This window comes from Acinetobacter sp. P1(2023) (genome assembly GCF_028367635.1).
In the GTDB taxonomy this organism is placed as follows: Bacteria; Pseudomonadota; Gammaproteobacteria; order Pseudomonadales; family Moraxellaceae; genus Acinetobacter; species Acinetobacter pittii_E.
On sequence record NZ_JAQNDD010000002.1, the window covers coordinates 394,200 to 412,875 of the forward strand.

The following is an 18,676-nucleotide window of genomic DNA, read 5'->3' on the forward strand; positions in this document are numbered from 1 at the left end:
CAGAGGCGCAGCATAGAAATGATAAAAGGGATTTGAAATGCCAAATTTAATGAAACTGAGTGTGTTAACAATCGCTGTATTAAGCAGTCAATTTGCGCTTGCTAATGAGCCGTGGTCACAAGATCGTCAATGGTTGCTTGGTGACTGGAATGGAAAACGCCAGCAGCTAGAGCAACAAGGTTATAAATTTACAGCTTCTATTATGAGCCAAGCTGCCACAAATTTAGATGGTGGTTATAACGATAGCAATATATTTGAAAATGCTGCGCAACTTTCTTTGGGTGCAAACTTCGATTTAGAAAAAATTGCTGGATGGAAGGATACAACAGCCAGTCTAGTCGTGACTAAACGTGACGGCAATGCATTAACTCTTGAGCGTATTAAAGATCCACGTTCTAGCCAATTGGGTAATGCTCAAGAGATTTATGGACGCGGTAAAATCTGGCGTTTATCTCAAGCATGGGTGAAAAAAGGTTTCGTTGATAACACCGTACAGGTCAAATTTGGTCGTATGGGAATGTCAGAGGACTTTAATAGTTCTCAATGTGAGTTTCAGAACTTATTGCTTTGTGGTGGACAGCTAGGAAAATCAATCGGTTCAATTTGGTACAACTCACCAGTCGGTGTTTGGGCGACAAACGTTAAATATCAATTTGCGCCTGAGTGGACTTTGGGATTGGGTGTGTATGAGGTCAATCCAGACAATATTAAAACCGAATCAAATAGTGATGGTTTTAATCTGGATATGAACAACGTAAAGGGCGCAACCATACCAGTTGAGCTTGCATGGAAACCAAAACTTACCGCTTTTAATGGTTTACCGGGTGAATATAAAGTAGGGGCGCTGTACTCAACCGCAGAAGCGAATGATATTAAGACTGCGGATAAAGTTCATGATGGAAAACAAAGTTTCTGGCTTAATGCCCAGCAACAACTTACAAATAAAGGCGAAGATCCGAAACGCGGTTTATATATCAGTTTTAACGGCGTTGTAAATGATAAAGCAACGACTTTTGTTCAAAGTACGCAACAGCTTGCTCTTTGGTATAAGGGGCCATTTGATAGCCGTCCAAATGATTCGATTGGTTTTGGTATTGCCAATTATGTGGTCAATGATCGTGCTAAAGATAAGCAGATCGCAACAAATGAAAGTCGTGGATATTATAGCTATGATGCACTTGCATCTGACTATATTCCAATTCAAGACGACGAACTAAATGTCGAGCTGAACTATACCTACCAATGGTCTCCGGCCGTCATGTTACGTCCAAACATTCAATATATCCATCAACCTGCGGGTGTAAAAGAGGTCGATGATGCTTGGGTGGCAGGCTTGAGTGTAAAAGTTAATTTTTAACAGTATTTATGGCTGGTTAGACATGGTTTAACTGGCTCAAATGCTTGAACTATTCGGGTTCAGTATATGTGGAGTAGGATCTATGTCTGAGTCAGATTCTAAGTTTCATATCTTATTCAAAATATGGTGTTTTATTTTAGGCTTAGCTTTATTGGCTACAGGTGTTTTTTACATTGTAGGCGGTGGAAAGCTAGTATCACTCGGCGGTTCTTGGTATTTCTTAGTTGCAGGGCTATTTATTACCCTTTCTGCAATTAGTATTTTCCGAAAAAAAGCGCTTGGTGTCTGGATTTTTGCGGCTGTCTTTGTTGGCACCGTAATTTGGTCACTGGTTGATGCGGGCTGGGAATTCTGGCCATTATTCTCGCGTTTAATGTTTCCTGCTGGTCTTTTTGCTGCTTTATTATTTACGCTACCTTCAATTCGACGCTACCAATTTCAAACCAGTTTGGCATCTTCATCTTATGCAGTAGGTGGATTAGTTGTAGTTGGTATGTTGATTGCGCTTTATCAGATGTTCCAACCGCATCCAACGGTAGCAAGTTCAGGTGAAAAACTGCCTTTAGTACCAGTTGACCCTGCTAAAAAACAGGTGAATTGGGAAAATTATGGAAATGATGCAGGCGGTAGCCGCTTTGTTGCTCTCGATCAAATTAACAGAGATAACGTTCATAAATTAAAAGAAGCTTGGCGCTTTAGAACAGGCGATTTTACAACAGGTAGTGGTAATGGTGCTGAAGACCAAATGACACCGCTACAGGTTGGAAATAAAGTCTTCTTATGTACACCACATAATAATATTTTTGCGATAGATGCTGACTCAGGTAAACAGATCTGGAAAGCTGAAGTGAACTCGAAAGCCGATGCTTGGGAACGTTGTCGTGGTGTTGCATATTTTGATTCAACTAAACCACTTGTTCAACCAACTTTGGCTGGTGCAAATGCAGTAACCGCGGTTGCAACAAACACGGTATGTCCACGTCGTGTATATACCAATACACCTGATGGTCGTTTAATTGCAGTCAATGCAGATAACGGTCAGCGCTGTGCTGATTTTGGTGTAAATGGAACGGTTGATTTGTTGGAAGGACTTGGGGCGGGAACAAAAGCGCCACGTTTTGAAGTGACTTCTGCACCAACTATTGCGGGTACAACCATTGTGGTAGGTAGCCGTATTGCTGACAACGTAGCCGCAGATATGCCGGGCGGTGTTATCCGTGGTTATGACGTGATTACGGGTAAACTTCGCTGGGCGTTTGATCCACGTAATCCAGATCCTAACTATGTTCTTAAACCGGGTGAAACCTATAAACGTAGTTCGGCAAACTCTTGGGCTGCAATGTCGTATGATCCGCAAATGAATACGGTGTTCTTACCTATGGGTAGTTCATCTGTCGACATTTGGGGCGGTAACCGTAATCCGTTAGATCATAAATACAATACTTCTGTTTTGGCACTTGATGCGACAACAGGTAAAGAAAAGTGGGTGTATCAAACTGTTCATAACGATTTATGGGACTTTGACTTACCAATGCAACCGAGTCTAGTCGACTTCCCATTAAAAGATGGTACGACTAAACCAGCTGTTGTGATTGGAACCAAATCAGGCCAATTCTTTGTCCTTGACCGTGTAACGGGTAAACCGCTGACTAAAGTAGTTGAACAACCTGTGAAAGCTGCGAATATTCCGGGTGAGCAATACAGTGCAACTCAACCACGTTCAGTTGAAATGCCTCAAATTGGTAATCAGACTTTAACTGAGTCAGATATGTGGGGTGCTACGCCATTTGACCAACTGATGTGCCGTATTAACTTTAAGTCAATGCGTTACGAAGGTTTATTTACTGCACCAGGTACTGATGTTTCATTAAGTTTCCCAGGTTCTTTGGGTGGCATGAACTGGGGTAGTATTGCTTTTGATCCAACTCATCGTTATATGTTCGTGAACGATATGCGCCTTGGATTATGGATTCAATTAATAGAGCAAACTCCTGAAGACATTAAGATTCAAGCGAATGGTGGGGAAAAAGTAAACACAGGTATGGGCGCTGTACCAATGAAAGGTACCCCGTATAAAGTGAATAAAAACCGCTTTATGTCAGCATTAAGCATTCCTTGTCAGAAACCGCCGTTTGGTACGTTGACTGCGATTGATTTGAAAACTCGTCAAGTTGCGTGGCAGGTACCATTAGGTACGGTTGAAGATACAGGCCCTATGGGAATTAAAATGGGCTTAAAAGCACCGATCGGTATGCCAACCATTGGTGGTCCGATGGCAACTCAAGGTGGTTTGGTTTTCTTTGCTGCAACACAAGATTACTACTTACGTGCATTTGATTCATCTACAGGTAAAGAACTGTGGAAATCACGTATGCCAGTAGGTAGTCAGGGCACACCAATAAGCTATGTTTCACCTAAAACAGGTAAACAATATGTGGTTGTTACCGCAGGTGGAGCACGTCAATCACCTGATCATGGCGATTATGTGATCGCTTATACTTTAGAACAGTAATTAAATAAGGCAAAAGAGAGAATTTCTCTTTTGCCTTTTATTTTTAATATATTTTTTATATAAAAGAAGAAAAGTAAATTCTATATTTTTAACTAGATAGCTTTACCAAATAGTAAAAAAGTGCTTGAAGTTATTATCAAACTTAAAATTTTCTTAAAAGTTATTTATCTTGAACACTAGGCACAGCCGAACTATTAAGCATTTTCTTATAATGTTTTACCTATAAATAAAAGGCAGGAATTTATTAAGTTTTGTTTAACTTAAAGTTGTGAATTTTAATTAGAAATAAACATTATCAAGTTTTTGATAGAGAAAATTAGGGTATTTTTGTTGGAAAAATGAGCGTAAATATATACTTATATTATATTTATATAATTTATTGGGTTGCGTTAGAATGGTCGTCGCAGATTATTACTACCCAGTAATAATTTGTATTTCAGGAATTTAAGCTCTTTTTAGCTTAAGGCTCATCGCAAGATGAGCCTTTTTTTATGACTTGACGAAAGCTATTTTTAACTACTATTAAAATAGCCTAAGTAAAATTAAGCAAATAAATACTGATGAGAATCACAAAAAATAGTCTTTAATGACAAGAAGTGTCTGATTTGTTAAATTAAAGCCACTTGATAATAATAGGTGATACGATGAGATTTTTGGTTCTTGCAACTTTATCTGGTTTAGCTTTGATGGGTTGTGCTTCTGTTCAGCAAGCAACGAATACACAAGAGACAATTCGTTATGCTTCTAGTCCATGCTTTGGCGCATGCCCAATCTATTCTGTAGAAGTAACACCTACGGGTTTAATTCGTTTTGAAGGTAAACAATATACTAAAGCTATCGGTGTTAAAGAAATTCAAGGTAGCGTAAAAGATTATAAAAAACTTGCAGATGATCTAAAAACTTACCGACCTGAAACAGGTACACAAGCGAAAACTGGTGGATGTCAGCAAACTGCAACAGATATGTCTAGCTATTACATTTCATGGATTCAACCAAATGGTACAGAAACTAAGTTAAGCCATTATAAAGGTTGCATGTCTCCGGCAAATAGTAGACTTAATAAGATTATGGATAGCTTGCCAGATCAATTAGGCATTAAAGATCTAATTTAATGACAAAAGCCCCAAAACTTTGGGGCTTTTTCTTGTTAAGAACAATTATAAACTTAAAAATTTTATTTTAAGTACTCCTAAACAAATCAGCGTATAATACAAATTATAAAAACATATATTGTTTAGGGTGGTTATATGTCAAATATTGTCTATGCCTTTGTAGGTGGTTTATTACTCGGCATCGCAACAGTTGGATATTTATATATAAATGGTCGTATAGCCGGAATTAGTGGATTGCTTGCTCAAGTTATAAATCCTACTAAAGATATTTTTAAAAGTTCAGCATTTTGGTTCATTGCAGGACTCGTGATTACACCTTTCATATATGGTTATTTCTATCAGCCTGAAATCGAAATTAAAGCCAATTCATTTGTACTTATTCTGGCAGGGTTACTTGTTGGTTTTGGTACTCGACTTGGATCAGGCTGTACAAGTGGGCATGGTATTTGTGGTATGAGCAGGTTATCAAAACGCTCAATAGTGGCGACAGCAGTTTTTATGTTTGCTGGCATGTTAACGGTTTATATCATTCGTCATGTGCTGGGGTAATCCTATGAAAAATATTTTTGCTTTTATATTTGGTGGTTTGTTTTCATTAGGTTTAATGATTTCTGGTATGTCTAATCCTGAAAAGGTATTAGGTTTTTTAGATATCTTTGGGCAGTGGGATATTAGCTTAATGTTTGTGATGTTAGGTGCAATTGCTGTGGCATTTATTCCGTTTCAAAAGGCTATAAAAAGCCCTAGAACACTTTTTAATGAACAAATTCAATTACCAACAAATACACAGATTGACCAAAGGTTAATTGTTGGGGCTTTTATTTTCGGTATAGGCTGGGGAATAGCAGGAATATGTCCAGCACCCGCTTTAACGCTTATAGGGTTAGGACATTTTGAAGCGCTTTATTTTATTGTCGCTATGTTATTAGGAATGTTTATTTACCGAGTCTTAAATAAAGGAAATTAAACCTATGCAACAACCTCTAGTAAAAGATTTTTTTGATGAAAACACCAATACTTTTAGCTATGTTGTTGCAGATTTGGTGACTCATCAATGCGCAATTATTGATAGTGTGCTTGACTATGACGCAGCTTCGGCAACTACAAAAACAACCAATGCCGATCGTATTGTCGATTATGTTTTGGCTCAAAACTTTAAAGTGCAATGGATTTTAGAAACCCATGTACATGCCGACCATATGACCGCGGCTCAATATTTAAAATCTAAATTGGGCGGTACAATTGCAATTAGTCAAAAAATCTCAATCGTACAAGAAACATTTTCCGCTATCTATAATTTTGATTTTAAAAAATTTAATGAAAACCAGCCTTTTGATTATTTGTTCGAAGATTATGAACATTTCAAAATAGGAGATATAGAAGCCTATAACATTCCTACACCAGGGCATACACCTGCTTGCTTAAGCTATGTGATTGCTGATGCCGTTTTTGTAGGTGATACTTTATTTATGCCTGATTATGGCTCAGCGAGATGCGACTTTCCTAAAGGAAGTGCTGCTGAGCTTTATGATTCCGTACAAAAGCTTTACCAACTTCCTGACGAAATGCGTATGTTCTTATGCCATGACTATAAACCCGAAGGTCGTGATGAATATATCTGTCAAATAAATATTAAGACTCAAAAGCAAAGCAACATTCATTTAAACCGACGCGTTTCTAAGGACTCATTCATAAGAATGCGCCAAGAACGAGATGCAACTTTGGCAATGCCAAAATTAATTTTGCCTTCAATTCAAATTAATATGAACGGTGGAAATTTTCCGGAACCTGAAGCGAATGGCATCTGTTATTTAAAAATTCCATTCAATTCCTTCTAGAAATAGCCTAAGCATTCATTCTAGATCCTTTTTAGCCCTAAATAGCCTAAGCAAATAATAAAATTATCTTCTAAAAATAGCCTAAGTAAGATTTAAAGAACTTGTCTCAAATCCCGCGAAGTCTCTTGCAATAAAGGCAAAATGTGTTGAATTAAATATTCTTCAGTTGTTTTCATGGTAGGTGAAACAATATTTAAAGCTGCAACGACTTTAAAGTCTTGTCCATAAATCGGTACGGCGAGCGCATGAACTCCTAATTCATGTTCCTCACGCGAATAACACCAGTCTTGTTCTCGAATCTCTTTTAGTAACTCTAAAAATTTATCATTTTCGACATGGGTATATTTAGTTAAACGCTGAAGTGGATATTTTTGAAGCCAGTCGAGTTGTTCTTGTTGGCTTAAATGCGCCAGTAAAATTTTACCCGCTGAGGTCGCATGAGCAGGCAGACGGTTACCTAAGTGTAAGCCGTATGGATTTACACGGTCTGTTTGTTGGTGCGCGGCACTACGGGCAATGGTAATGGCTTCATACCCATCAAGTACCATCACCGAGTAAATGAGAGAAGTTTGGTTAGTTAACAGATTTAATAAAGGCTGAGACACTTTCGGAAGCTGGGCTGCACCCAAATAAGCTCCTGAAAACTTCAAGACTTTGGGAGTTAAATAATAATAATGTCCATCAGATTCAAGATAACCTAAATATTCTAAAGTTAATAAATGGCGTCTTGCGGCTGCACGAGTGAGTCCGGTTTTTTCGGCCGCCATCGAAATATTTAAACGATGTTGATTACTACTAAAGCTATCTAAAATTGCCATGCCTTTACCAATACCAGCAATGTAATCTTCATGACGAATCGTTTTTTTGTTGTCCTGATTCTGGATTATCCGTTCATCTTTACTCATTACTGGTCCTTGTACGATAGAAGCTTAGTAGATCAATGTGCTTTACTGAAAAAGTTTAATAATTTCATGTCGCAAAAATTGATGTCTTAAATTATCCCTTAAATCTTCGTGCCAAAACATACCCATTTTAATATTGGTTATCTCAAAAGGTAGGGAATGTAAGCAAATTTCAGGACTATAAGATAAATGCTGCAAAATCATACGTGGCATGGTCAGTATTGCGTTGGCTTGAGCACCTAAAACTTGTAGTGCCGTTGAGTAGTTCTGACAGCGCATAAATACATTTCTTGAAATTTTTTGATGTTGGTTTAAATAAATATCTTCAAGTAAGGCGCCTGTACGGCGTGACGAAACACCGATATGTCGACCACTAATATAGCTCGATAAATCGACTTCTTTAAGTTGACTGCAAATGACGAACTCATCTGTTACCAAATGATCAAAGGTAATTTTTGGAGATAAATATTGTTCTAGGTCAATCACAAAATCGAGCTGCTGTGTTGCCAAGTCCGCCATGATGTGTTTTCGATCTAGCTTCATACTGACAAACTGCAAATCTAAATTAAGATTTTGAAAGTGTTGAGCGAGTCTTGGAAGAATAATCGGCTCAATTTCATCATGCACGGCGATTTTTAAATTTTTTAGACTTGTTGGATCAAAGACGTGTTTCTGTTGGCTAATATTTTGAATCGTTAAAAGTGCCTGTTTCACTGTCGGATAAATTTGTTCTGCAAAAGGAGTGGCCGACATTTTATTGCCTACACGTATAAATACATCATCTTCAAGTTGCTGACGTAATCTTTGCAGGGCGTGACTTGCTGCCGACTGCGTAATATTAAGACTACTTGCCGCATTTGAAATACTTTTTTGCTCATAAATCGCGATAAATAGCGGATATAAATTGATATCAATTCTATGAAAAAAGCTTAGGTCTAGGCCATGCAGGTTATGAATATTATTCATGAGGTGTTATTTAATAAAATCATTTCATTCATATTAATTTTCAAGTTATGTTGATGTAAAGACCAGATAATGATGTAAAGGAAAAAGAATGTTTGAACTCTCAAAGAAAGCTCAGGACTTCACCGAGCGAACTAGAAAATTTATTTTAGAAGAAATAGAACCTGTCGAAGCAAAATTTTGGGAAGAAGTTCACGAGTTAAATCCAGATGGAAACTGGAAAAAATGGCAATGGCCTGAGCTTTTAGAAACTTTGAAATCTAAAGCAAAGCAAGCTGGTCTTTGGAATATGTTTTTACCCGATGAAAAGCTGGGCGCTGGGTTAACTGTTCAAGAATATGCGCATATAGCCGAATTAACTGGTCGTAGTTTATTGGCACCTACGGTTTTTAACTGTAATGCACCAGATACGGGAAATATGGAATTGTTATGGCGCTATGGTAGTGAACAACAAAAACAGCAATGGCTACAGCCTTTATTGAACGGCAAAATCCGTTCGGTTTTTTGTATGACTGAACCCGAGGTTGCTTCAAGTGATGCGACCAATATGCAAGCGACTGCGCTCATTGACGGTAATGAAATTGTTTTAAATGGCAAAAAGTGGTGGTCTTCTGGCTTAGGTGATCCAAATGCCAAAGTCATTATTTTTATGGCGCATACTCCAGATGAAACCAAAGACCGTCATCATCAACACTCTATGGTTTTAGTACCGATTGATACGGCAGGTGTTGAAATTCAGCGGATGTTACCTGTTTTTGGTGACTACGATGCACCGCATGGACATGGTGAAGTTCATTTTAATAATGTTCGAGTACCTATCGAAAACTTTATTGGCGGAGCGGGGCAAGGTTTTGAAATTGCCCAAGGTCGCTTAGGACCAGGACGTATTCACCATTGCATGCGTTGCATTGGGGCTGCTGAAAAAGCGCTAGAACTTATGATTGATCGCGGCATGTCTAGAACGGCGTTTGGCAAAGAAATTTTAAAACTCGGTGGAAACCTCGAACGCGTGGCTGATGCCCGAGTCGCCATAGATCAAGCCAGACTTTTAACCTTGTATGCTGCTTATAAAATGGATACTTTAGGAAATATGGCTGCTTTAACAGAAATATCTGCAATTAAAGTGGTCGCCCCGAGTGTTTTAGAAAAAGTAGTCGATATGGCGATTCAGCTACATGGCGGTGCGGGTGTTTCAAGAGATACACCATTAACAGGTTTCTTTGCCCAAGCACGCAGTTTACGTTTAGCTGATGGTCCAGATGAAGTACATAAAGGCATGATTGCCAAATTAGAGTTGGCCAAACGTGGTTATGGTCGTCATAAGAAAGTATAAGTTTAAAGGAAGTGAATATGTCGGTAATTGATATAGGCGGTGAAGTACGTGAAGGTGAAGAGCTTGATATTGGGGCAGTTGAAAACTGGTTAAAAAGCCAAGGTGTTGAGTTGGTTGGATCAGCAGTTGTTACTCAATATACAGGTGGGGCGTCGAATTGGACTTACCGTTTAAAGTATGAAAATACCGATCTAATTTTACGGCGTCCTCCAAAAGGAACAAAAGCGAAGTCAGCTCATGATATGGCCCGTGAATATATGGTGCAGAAAAATCTTGCACCTTATTATCCAGTGCTTCCTAAAATGGTGGCACTTTGTCAGGATGAATCGGTCATTGGCTGTGATTTTTATGTTATGGAACGCATTGAAGGCATTATTCCTCGTGCAAAACTGCCGCCTGAACTTGGTTTTAATGAAGAAGATGTTCATGAGCTTTGTGTAAACGTTATTGATAAGTTGATTGAGCTACATCAAGTTCCTTATGAGAACACGCCTTTAGCTGAACTAGGCAAAGGTACAGGGTATTGCCGTAGACAAGTTGAAGGTTGGGATAAACGTTATGAGAAAGTCCGTACAATCAATGTTCCTTCTTTTAAATATGTTCGAAAATGGCTAAACAATAATATCCCTCAAGATTCTACGACTTGTATTATTCATAATGATTGGCGTTTTGATAATGTGGTGTTAGACCCAGAACATCCAACAGAAGTGATTGGAGTGCTGGATTGGGAAATGGCGACCTTGGGTGATCCATTAATGGACTTGGGAAGTGCCTTGGCCTATTGGGTTGAGCCAACGGATAACATGATTTTTAGATCGACACGCCGTCAGCCGACTCACTTAAAGGGAATGTTCTCTCGAAAAGAAGTGGTTGAGTATTATTTGCAAAAAACAGGACTGAAACCTACAAATTGGGCTTTTTATGAAGTGTTTGGTGTATTTCGTTTAGCCGTGATTGCCCAGCAAATCTATTACCGTTATTACCACAAGCAAACCCGAAACCCTGCTTTTAAAGATTTCTGGATTGTCATTCATGCACTACATATCAGAGCTTTAAAACTTATCGCGCAGCAAAAATTGCAAGAATCAGAATTTGCTCAGCAATCTCTACAGAAAATACAGGGTATTTTAAGAAGATGACCACAATTTATCTGGTAAGACATGGGCAGGCATCATTTGGTAAAAGTAACTATGATGAGCTGTCTGAAAATGGTGAAGCTCAAGCGACTTTATTAGGTCAATATTTTAAGCAAATATTGAAAGAACAACCGTATGTAGTTGCGGGAACTATGCAGCGCCATGAACAAACTGCAAAGCTCGCACTCAATGAATGCTTTCCAGATGCGGTGATTCATCATAATAATTTATGGAATGAGTTTAACCATCAACAGGTTTTTGCCCGTTATGAGCCGCGTTTTGAACAACCTGAACTTTTAAAAGCTGATGTCGCACAAGAACAAAACCCACGTGCATATCTTGCCAAAATATTCGAAGGTGCCATTGGACGATGGACAGATGGTGATTTTCATCATGAATATGATGAGTCTTGGCCGCACTTTAAGGAAAGAGTCGAAACGGCATTGCAGCAACTTTGTGATGATTTGGCAAAAACCAAGCCTCGCTATGCAGTTGTTTTTACCTCTGGCGGTGTCATTTCAGTAGCAATTGGCAAACTACTTGAACTGAGTCCCAATCGAACTTTTGCCTTGAATTGGGCAATTGCTAATACAAGCCTCACCACTTTGCGTTTGGTTGGAAATGAAGCTCAGGTGTTAAGTTTAAATGAACATCATTTTATAAAAGCTAAACGTCCAGATTTACTGACATGGATTTAAAAATAAGGATAAAAACATGGCAAAGACAATTTTAATTACAGGTGCAAGTTCAGGTCTTGGCGCGGGTATGGCGCATGAATTTGCAGCCAAAGGCTATAACTTAGCAATTTGTGCACGCCGTTTAGACAGATTGGAAGATTTAAAAACTGAACTTGAAAATGAGTACGGTATAAAAGTCATTGCAAAAAGTCTGGATGTCACCAATTACGATCAGGTTTTTGAAGTATTTCACGCCTTTAAACAAGAATTTGGCTATTTAGACCGAATTATTGTAAATGCGGGAGTTGGAAATGGCCGCCGCATTGGTAAAGGTAATTTTGAAATTAATAAGGCAACTGCTGAAACGAACTTTATTTCTGCTTTAGCACAATGTGAAGCAGCGGTTGAAATTTTTAGAGCACAAAACGCAGGTCATTTGGTGGTGATGTCATCCATGAGTGCTATGCGCGGATTACCAAAACATTTATCGACCTATGCGGCCAGTAAAGCTGCGGTGGCTCACTTGGCCGAAGGTATTCGTGCTGAATTATTGGATACACCAATTAAAGTTTCTACAATTTTTCCGGGTTACATCCGAACTGAAATGAATGAGGGTGCTAAACATTTACCTTTTGAAGTAGATGCCAAAACAGGATGTAAAGCTTTGGTCAAAGCCATCGAAAAACAACCTGTAAAGGCTTATGTGCCGCAGTGGCCATGGTTACCAATGAGTATTGCCATGAAAGTTTTACCTTTAAAGTTGGTCAATAAATTAGGATAATAGTTACCCCCTAAATTTTAGGGGGTATTTTTTATTTAGAACTTTTTGGTGTAATTGACAAAAAAGCGGTCTTCACCAAAGTCATTACCGTGTTTTACGTTGTAATCAATACGAATGTATTGCAGGGCAACGCCTTTTAAGAATGGTTGCTGGAACGCATAGTTTAAAATCACATTCGATTCAGTTTCATGGTTCTTTTCACCGTTGGCTGCTTTGAAGTCATGGCCGTAAACATATTTCACCATCGCATTTAAACCGGGTACATAATCTTTAAAGTCGTAGCCGTACATGACATGGTAAGACTTTTCATCTTCTTTAAAGAAACCTGTGGCATTCCAGTTAATGAAATAGGTTTCTGGTAAGAAGCCATCTGGTAGCGGGTAAGCCGATTCACCAATAATTTGTTGGTAACCCAAACCAAAGGTATGGTTTTTTACTTTAACGGTTTCAAGTAATCCGATGTTCTGCGCATCAATATCAAAAGTATTGCCATCATCTTTTGCATTAAAGTATTTAAACTTAGAGGTGAGGGCAAAAGTTGGCTGCTTCCACGTATGTTCAAGCCCAACATAATGCTTGTTATACAGATCTTCCAAATTACCGAAGTAATATTCGCCCTTTAAAGACGGCGTAAATTGATAGCGCAAGTCAATGTAGTTAAGGCCATCAGATTCTTTGGTAATTCCATTTGCCGTAAAGGAAAACTTTTTAAAGTCTTCTTCATTTCGTGGAGATACTTTTTCCACTCGGCCAATTTCTGCGTAAAGCTGATCTGAAAGTTGCGACTTTAAGTTGGTTCCCCAATATGAAGTGAGTAACTGACGGCTAGCATCAACAGCTGTTACAGGTAAATCGAGCCAAAGTTCACCGACACTTAAAAGAGTTCTGTCATAACCCAGTTTTAAAGTCGCGCCGTATTTTAGATAGTCTGATGCCTGAGATTGTGTTTCTTTATTAAAAGGCAAAACTGTGTCGGCGACATGTTTATCTGAACTCAAGCGCACGGCGTATTGGACAGAAGCATCGGCCCCAATCGTGATTGGCTTATCTGCTATGAGTAAGGGAGTGTCATGCATTTTTGATTTATAAAATAATGACGCTGCCTGAGACCAACTACCAGTATCTTTTAATGCATCATTATCAAAATCGCGATTGATATAAGCATTTTTTAAAGTGAATTTCCATTCATCTTCAGTTTGCTGATTCGGATTTGCGGCCCATGAGCTGCTGCACATAAGTAATAAAGTAGTAACAGCTAAAGTGTGTGGTTTAAAACGGTGAAATAATTCCATAATCCATTTCCCAGATATATGCCTGTCCTCGGCAATACTTAATTTTGAATATTTGGGTACTCTCTATGTGTTTAAATAGAGAGTACTTTTTTGCAATTATTGAGATCTATTAATTTAATTTTTCAAGTTTCATGCTTTCACTAAAGAATTTGCAGCCTTTAAAAAGCAGAATTAAAGCCAGTACACAAGACAGACCACCTACAATAGATAAAGAAGAACCTACCATTAACGGACTACCAAAAACTTTATCTGTAATAATGGCTACCAATGTTGTACCAATACCGAGTCCAATTAAGTTACTAACCAAAAGAAAGAGAGCAGAAAGTCGTGCTCTAAATTGGTTTGGAGCTAACATTTGCAAAGCAGTTGCCGAAATCACTAAAGGGAAAGACGCAAAGAACATTGCAGGAATCAGTAAGCTGACTGAAAGCCAAAGCTGATCTGTTTGGGTAAAAAATGCAATCGGAATAATCAGGCCAACAATCCCAATCACACCTGTGAACATCGGTGCATCTTGACGACCTTTTTTAATAAACCAGTCGTTTAGCCAACCTGCACAAAACACACCTAATGTATTTGCAATTAATAGAATCGTACCAAGCATATAGCCTGTTTCAGTCGGTGCAAGTTGAAACTTTCGAATATAAAATGCAGGTGTCCAGCTAGTTAGGCTATAGAGTGCCATTGCATAAAAGGTAAAACCTAAATAATGACAGGCAAAAGTTTTCGAATGTTTTTTAATAAACTGAAGACATTGTGTGAATTTAACTTGGTCGACTTGTCCATGTTGGTTGAGCTGTTGGCCTTTACGCGCAGGGTCTTTAACGGTCAAAATAAATAACAAACCAATAATAATGCCGGGTAAACCCACCACTAAAAAGGCAATTTGCCATGCTTTAAGTGCGCCTAATAGTGGAACTTCAATGAGTGTCACGCCTTTAAGCAAGTTAATGACATAACCGCCAACTAAAAAGGCAATACCGCCCCCTAAAAAAGCACCAATTGAATAAATCCCAACAGCACGGCCTAGTTTGTCCTTACTAAACATGTCACTAAACATTGAATAAGCAGCTGGAGATAACGCAGCTTCACCGACACCTACTGCCATACGGCTTAAAAATAGTTGAATAAAGTTTTTACTTAAACCACAAGTTGCCGTTGCTAGACTCCAAACAATAATCCCGATTGAAATCAGTTTTGGTCGTGAAAAACGGTCAGCAATATAAGCGAGTGGTAATCCCATAACCGCATAAAATAGTGAAAAGGCAAGACCATGTAACAAACTAAATTGGGTATCTGAAAGTTGGAGATCTGCTTTGATGGGTTCAATCATCAGCGCCAGAATTTGGCGATCAATAAATGAAAATATATATGCCAACATACAAAGTATCACCACATACCATGCATAGGCATTGCTTTTTTTCTGTGTCCTTTCAACAGCGATATTACTTTGGTTCATACACTTAATCCTTATGTATAAAACGCTTTAAAGAAATTGATATCTAACTTTTATTATTCCTCTGAAGTTTTCGATACTTTTTCCCCTTTTAGATAAGAATAATAAATAGGCTAGAAATGAGTAATTTGGTCTCGTATAGACCGGAAGAGAGTGTCTAAATCCAATTAGGAAGTAATTGGGCTTTTAAGATCATGGAATTATTATTTTCTTTTTATATGTAAAATTCCATTACTTATTGAGTATGTTAGAATACTTAAAAAGTATGTTAAGTAGAAATATACGAATATTTTACTGAGGTAATAATTTGATTCTATTTATTTTAATAAAGGAGCAGTTAAAGAAGATAAATTTTTAACTGCTCAAAAGGGCTAATTTTTATTGAAAGAAATATCTAACTTGATGGCATAAGATCAAATAATTTCTTTAACTGAGAATTTAAATTGTGCAATTCATCTTCTGAAAACGCATTCAGGATGCCTGCCAAGGTGACCACACTAATTTGATTAATCTGTTCAACCAGCTCAATACCTTTGGCTGTTAATTTCACCATTGAGATGCGTTCATCGGAAGTAGAAGAGTAGACCTCGACAATTCCATCTTCTACCAAGCGATATACAGCTTTGGTTGCGGTAGTTAATTTTAAAGTAGAAAGATTGGCGATGTCGGTGATACTGGCTTCCCCAAGAGCATTAGTACTTAAAATAATTTTACGGCGTGTATTATCGATACCTAGTTTTTTTATTGATTTTTCAATCAGTTGTGAATACTTTCCATTCACTTGGGAAACCCAAAAAAAAGGGAAGTTTTGAATACTCGACGGTTCTTTATTAGGAAGAAATTGTTCTAAATGATCAAGCATAGCTAAGCAATAACTTAGTGAAAAAAGGGTAATCCTATTATAAACAAAATTTTGCATATTTCCTTGAGAACAAATTATAAAAAATACTTGACAATTCCATTAAATTTTCCGATATTTTAATTAATGAATAAAAATACATGGAAAAGTGAATGAATATTGTTAGCCAAAGCGTGCACAAAGGAAGTGGCAAGCTCAAGGTGATGGTCAAGGACACAATTGATATTCAAGGTCTAAAAACCATTGCTGGCAGTCGAGCTTTATTAAATGTTGAACCTGCGCACGATGATGCTGAGGTGGTTAAAAACATCTTGCAAGCTGATTGCGAAATTATTGGCAAGACAAATTTGCACGAATTGGCTTTTGGTATTACAGGCATTAACCACGCTTTTGGTACACCTGTTAATCCTAAATATCCTGAACTTATTCCAGGTGGGTCTTCGAGTGGTTCGGCTGCAGCAGTTGCTGCCAAGCAAGCTGACTTTACTTTAGGAACAGACACGGGCGGCTCTATCCGTATGCCCGCTGCGTGCTGCGGAGTTTTTGGTTTAAAACCGACTTTTGGCCGTGTTAGCAGAAAAGGCGTATATCCGCCGTCAAGTTCTTTAGATTGCGTTGGCCCTTTTGCAAATTCAGTCGAGATGATTGAAAAGGCCATGCAGATTATTGATCCAACTTTTAACCCTACCCAATGTACTAGCACACCGAGACTCGCTGTGCTGGATGTAAAAGCAGATGAGGTTATTTGGAACTGTATTTATCAAGCACTTCAAAAAGCTAATTTACAGACCACTTTAGAAAAAGTTGAACATTTTAAAGCGGCTTTTGATGCAGGTATGCAGATTATTAATTATGAAAATTGGCAAGCTTTTGGTGAGTTAACTCAAACAGGCTTAGTTGGTTCTGATGTAAATGGTCGTTTATTAAAAGCTGCCGCAACAACTTTAGAGCAAGTGAAACAAGCAGAAGTTGTGAAAGCGCAGCTGACCCAAGAACTTGATGCACTACTAGAAAAATATGATGCATTGGTTTTACCGACACTTCCACAAATTCCACCGAAAGTTTCCGAAGCTGAAAACACGGTCGCTTTTTTAAATCTTACGGGTTTAGTTCGACCATTTAATTTATCAGGACATCCAGCTATTTCAGTGCCATTTGAAACCAGTGAAGGGTTACCCGTGGGCCTACAGATCGTATCAAAGCATCAAAAAGATGAGCAATTATGCGCTATAGCTAAATTTTGTGTTGATGCAATGCAATAAATTACAAGGAGTTAGATGATGAATAAGTTGTCTAAAATGGAGTTTGCTTCTCAAGACAAAGCAGTTGACTTAGATGCTTTGTGCCAAGAAATACGTGAGCGTGCCTGTACAGGTGAATTCGATAATCAGGCCTACGTGAGCCAAGACATTATCGAAAAACTTAAACAAATTGGTGTTTACCGTGCCTTGGTGCCTAAACGTTTTGGTGGTGAAGAATGGTCACCACGACAGTTTTGCGAATTGATCGAAACTTTATCTAAAGCTGATGGTTCGGTGGGCTGGGTAGCAAGTTTCGGCATGAGCCCTGCTTATTTAGGAAGTTTGCCAGAAGAAACGCTTAAAGAATTGTACCAAAACGGACCAGATGTTGTGTTTGCAGGAGGTATTTTTCCACCACAACCTGCTGAAATTACCGATGAAGGTGTTGTGGTTCGTGGACGTTGGAAATTCTCAAGCGGTTGTATGGGAGCTGACATTGTAGGTGTAGGGATTTCACCACTTAAAAACAATGAAATGCAGGGCTTACCACGCATGGCCGTGATGCCTGCGAAAAAAGCCAAAATTGAAATGACTTGGGACACCGTTGGCCTAAAAGGTACGGGAAGCCATGATTTGGTGGTCGAAGATGTATTGGTCGAAAAGAAATGGACCTTTGTACGTGGCGAACCTTCAAAACTCAGCGAGCCATTTTTTAAATATCCGTCACTGTCTTTAGCGACGCAAGTATTAACTGTAGTTGGTATTGGGGTTGCAGCTGCTGCACTAGAAGAATTTGAAAAATTAGCACCGGGCAAAGCATCTATTACAGGTGGGGCAGAAATTGCAAACCGCCCAGTGACTCAATATGAGTTTGCTCAAGCTGATGCAGAGTTTCAGGCTGCAAAATCTTGGTTTTATCAAACCATGGATATTGTCTGGAATGAAATTATTGCTGGGCGTGAAGCCACTGCTGAACAAATTAGCGATATGCGTCTGGCATGTACCCATGCAGCTCGAGTTTGCGCCAAAGTAACCCGAAAAATGCAAATGCTCGCGGGTATGACAGCAATTTATACCAATAATCCATTTAGCCGTTTTGTAAATGACACCAACGTGGTGACCCAACATGCCTTTATGGGTGATGCGACCTTACAAAATGCAGGCTCAATTAGTTTCGGGTTAAAGCCAACCCCTGGTTATTTATAAGTTTTAATTTT

The 18,676-nt window shown here is 38.5% G+C and carries 17 protein-coding genes; 12 read left to right on the forward strand and 5 right to left on the reverse strand.

Annotated elements, in window-relative coordinates; translation table 11 throughout:
- Positions 1 to 37 precede the first annotated feature (37 nt).
- From POD11_RS04965 to POD11_RS04990, 6 genes are all read left to right on the forward strand, one after another.
- Entirely contained in the window at positions 38 to 1,357 is a 1,320-nt protein-coding gene (locus POD11_RS04965; RefSeq protein ID WP_262456593.1) for a carbohydrate porin, read from the forward strand.
- Between the two features lie 82 nt (positions 1,358 to 1,439).
- The gene (locus tag POD11_RS04970; protein WP_262456594.1) at positions 1,440 to 3,869 is read left to right on the forward strand and encodes a glucose/quinate/shikimate family membrane-bound PQQ-dependent dehydrogenase; all 2,430 of its coding nucleotides are present in this window, start codon (positions 1,440 to 1,442) and stop codon (positions 3,867 to 3,869) included.
- Between the two features lie 653 nt (positions 3,870 to 4,522).
- Positions 4,523 to 4,981, forward strand: a complete 459-nt coding sequence (locus POD11_RS04975; RefSeq protein ID WP_262456619.1) for a DUF6438 domain-containing protein — start codon at positions 4,523 to 4,525, stop codon at positions 4,979 to 4,981.
- Between the two features lie 135 nt (positions 4,982 to 5,116).
- Positions 5,117 to 5,530, forward strand: coding sequence for a YeeE/YedE family protein (locus POD11_RS04980; protein ID WP_239969940.1), 414 nt, complete (start codon positions 5,117 to 5,119; stop codon positions 5,528 to 5,530).
- A 4-nt stretch (positions 5,531 to 5,534) separates the two neighbouring features.
- Positions 5,535 to 5,948 (forward strand): DUF6691 family protein, encoded by a 414-nt coding sequence (locus POD11_RS04985; RefSeq protein ID WP_262456595.1) that lies wholly within the window; start codon positions 5,535 to 5,537, stop codon positions 5,946 to 5,948.
- Between the two features lie 4 nt (positions 5,949 to 5,952).
- Positions 5,953 to 6,819 (forward strand): MBL fold metallo-hydrolase, encoded by an 867-nt coding sequence (locus POD11_RS04990; protein ID WP_262456596.1) that lies wholly within the window; start codon positions 5,953 to 5,955, stop codon positions 6,817 to 6,819.
- A gap of 92 nt (positions 6,820 to 6,911) precedes the next feature.
- On the opposite strand, the gene pcaU is transcribed toward POD11_RS04990, so the two are convergent.
- Both pcaU and POD11_RS05000 read right to left on the reverse strand, forming a co-directional pair.
- Positions 6,912 to 7,724, reverse strand: a complete 813-nt coding sequence (pcaU, locus tag POD11_RS04995; protein ID WP_004701378.1) for an IclR family transcriptional regulator PcaU — start codon at positions 7,722 to 7,724, stop codon at positions 6,912 to 6,914.
- Positions 7,725 to 7,766: 42 nt separating this feature from the next.
- Positions 7,767 to 8,687: a LysR family transcriptional regulator gene (locus tag POD11_RS05000; protein ID WP_239969932.1), complete on the reverse strand. Its 921-nt coding sequence runs from the start codon at positions 8,685 to 8,687 to the stop codon at positions 7,767 to 7,769.
- 88 nt (positions 8,688 to 8,775) lie between these two features.
- Between POD11_RS05000 and POD11_RS05005 the strand changes: the two genes are divergently transcribed.
- The 4 genes from POD11_RS05005 to POD11_RS05020 are packed head-to-tail and all read left to right on the forward strand — an operon-like array spanning position 8,776 to position 12,611.
- On the forward strand, positions 8,776 to 10,017 hold the full coding sequence (locus POD11_RS05005) for an acyl-CoA dehydrogenase family protein (RefSeq protein ID WP_262456597.1): 1,242 nt from the start codon (positions 8,776 to 8,778) through the stop codon (positions 10,015 to 10,017).
- A 17-nt stretch (positions 10,018 to 10,034) separates the two neighbouring features.
- On the forward strand, positions 10,035 to 11,156 hold the full coding sequence (locus POD11_RS05010; protein WP_262456598.1) for a phosphotransferase family protein: 1,122 nt from the start codon (positions 10,035 to 10,037) through the stop codon (positions 11,154 to 11,156).
- On the forward strand, positions 11,153 to 11,851 hold the full coding sequence (locus POD11_RS05015) for a histidine phosphatase family protein (RefSeq protein WP_016140827.1): 699 nt from the start codon (positions 11,153 to 11,155) through the stop codon (positions 11,849 to 11,851). The genes POD11_RS05010 and POD11_RS05015 overlap by 4 nt, the downstream gene beginning before the upstream one ends.
- Before the next feature lie 16 nt (positions 11,852 to 11,867).
- Positions 11,868 to 12,611, forward strand: coding sequence for an SDR family oxidoreductase (locus tag POD11_RS05020; protein WP_262456599.1), 744 nt, complete (start codon positions 11,868 to 11,870; stop codon positions 12,609 to 12,611).
- Between the two features lie 35 nt (positions 12,612 to 12,646).
- Here POD11_RS05020 and POD11_RS05025 read toward each other — a convergent pair whose 3' ends face one another.
- The 3 genes from POD11_RS05025 to POD11_RS05035 form a co-directional block, all read right to left on the reverse strand.
- On the reverse strand, positions 12,647 to 13,903 hold the full coding sequence (locus POD11_RS05025; RefSeq protein ID WP_262456600.1) for an OprD family porin: 1,257 nt from the start codon (positions 13,901 to 13,903) through the stop codon (positions 12,647 to 12,649).
- Positions 13,904 to 14,012: 109 nt separating this feature from the next.
- Entirely contained in the window at positions 14,013 to 15,362 is a 1,350-nt protein-coding gene (locus POD11_RS05030; RefSeq protein ID WP_125739616.1) for a spinster family MFS transporter, read from the reverse strand.
- Positions 15,363 to 15,753: 391 nt separating this feature from the next.
- The gene (locus POD11_RS05035) at positions 15,754 to 16,221 is read right to left on the reverse strand and encodes a MarR family winged helix-turn-helix transcriptional regulator (RefSeq protein ID WP_025470292.1); all 468 of its coding nucleotides are present in this window, start codon (positions 16,219 to 16,221) and stop codon (positions 15,754 to 15,756) included.
- Between the two features lie 149 nt (positions 16,222 to 16,370).
- Here POD11_RS05035 and POD11_RS05040 point away from each other — a divergent pair, with 149 nt between their 5' ends.
- Entirely contained in the window at positions 16,371 to 17,480 is a 1,110-nt protein-coding gene (locus tag POD11_RS05040) for an amidase (RefSeq protein ID WP_262456601.1), read from the forward strand.
- Between the two features lie 36 nt (positions 17,481 to 17,516).
- Positions 17,517 to 18,665 carry an acyl-CoA dehydrogenase family protein gene (locus POD11_RS05045; RefSeq protein ID WP_262456620.1) on the forward strand — a complete coding sequence of 383 codons (1,149 nt, stop codon included), beginning with the start codon at positions 17,517 to 17,519 and terminating at the stop codon, positions 18,663 to 18,665.
- Positions 18,666 to 18,676 lie beyond the last annotated feature (11 nt).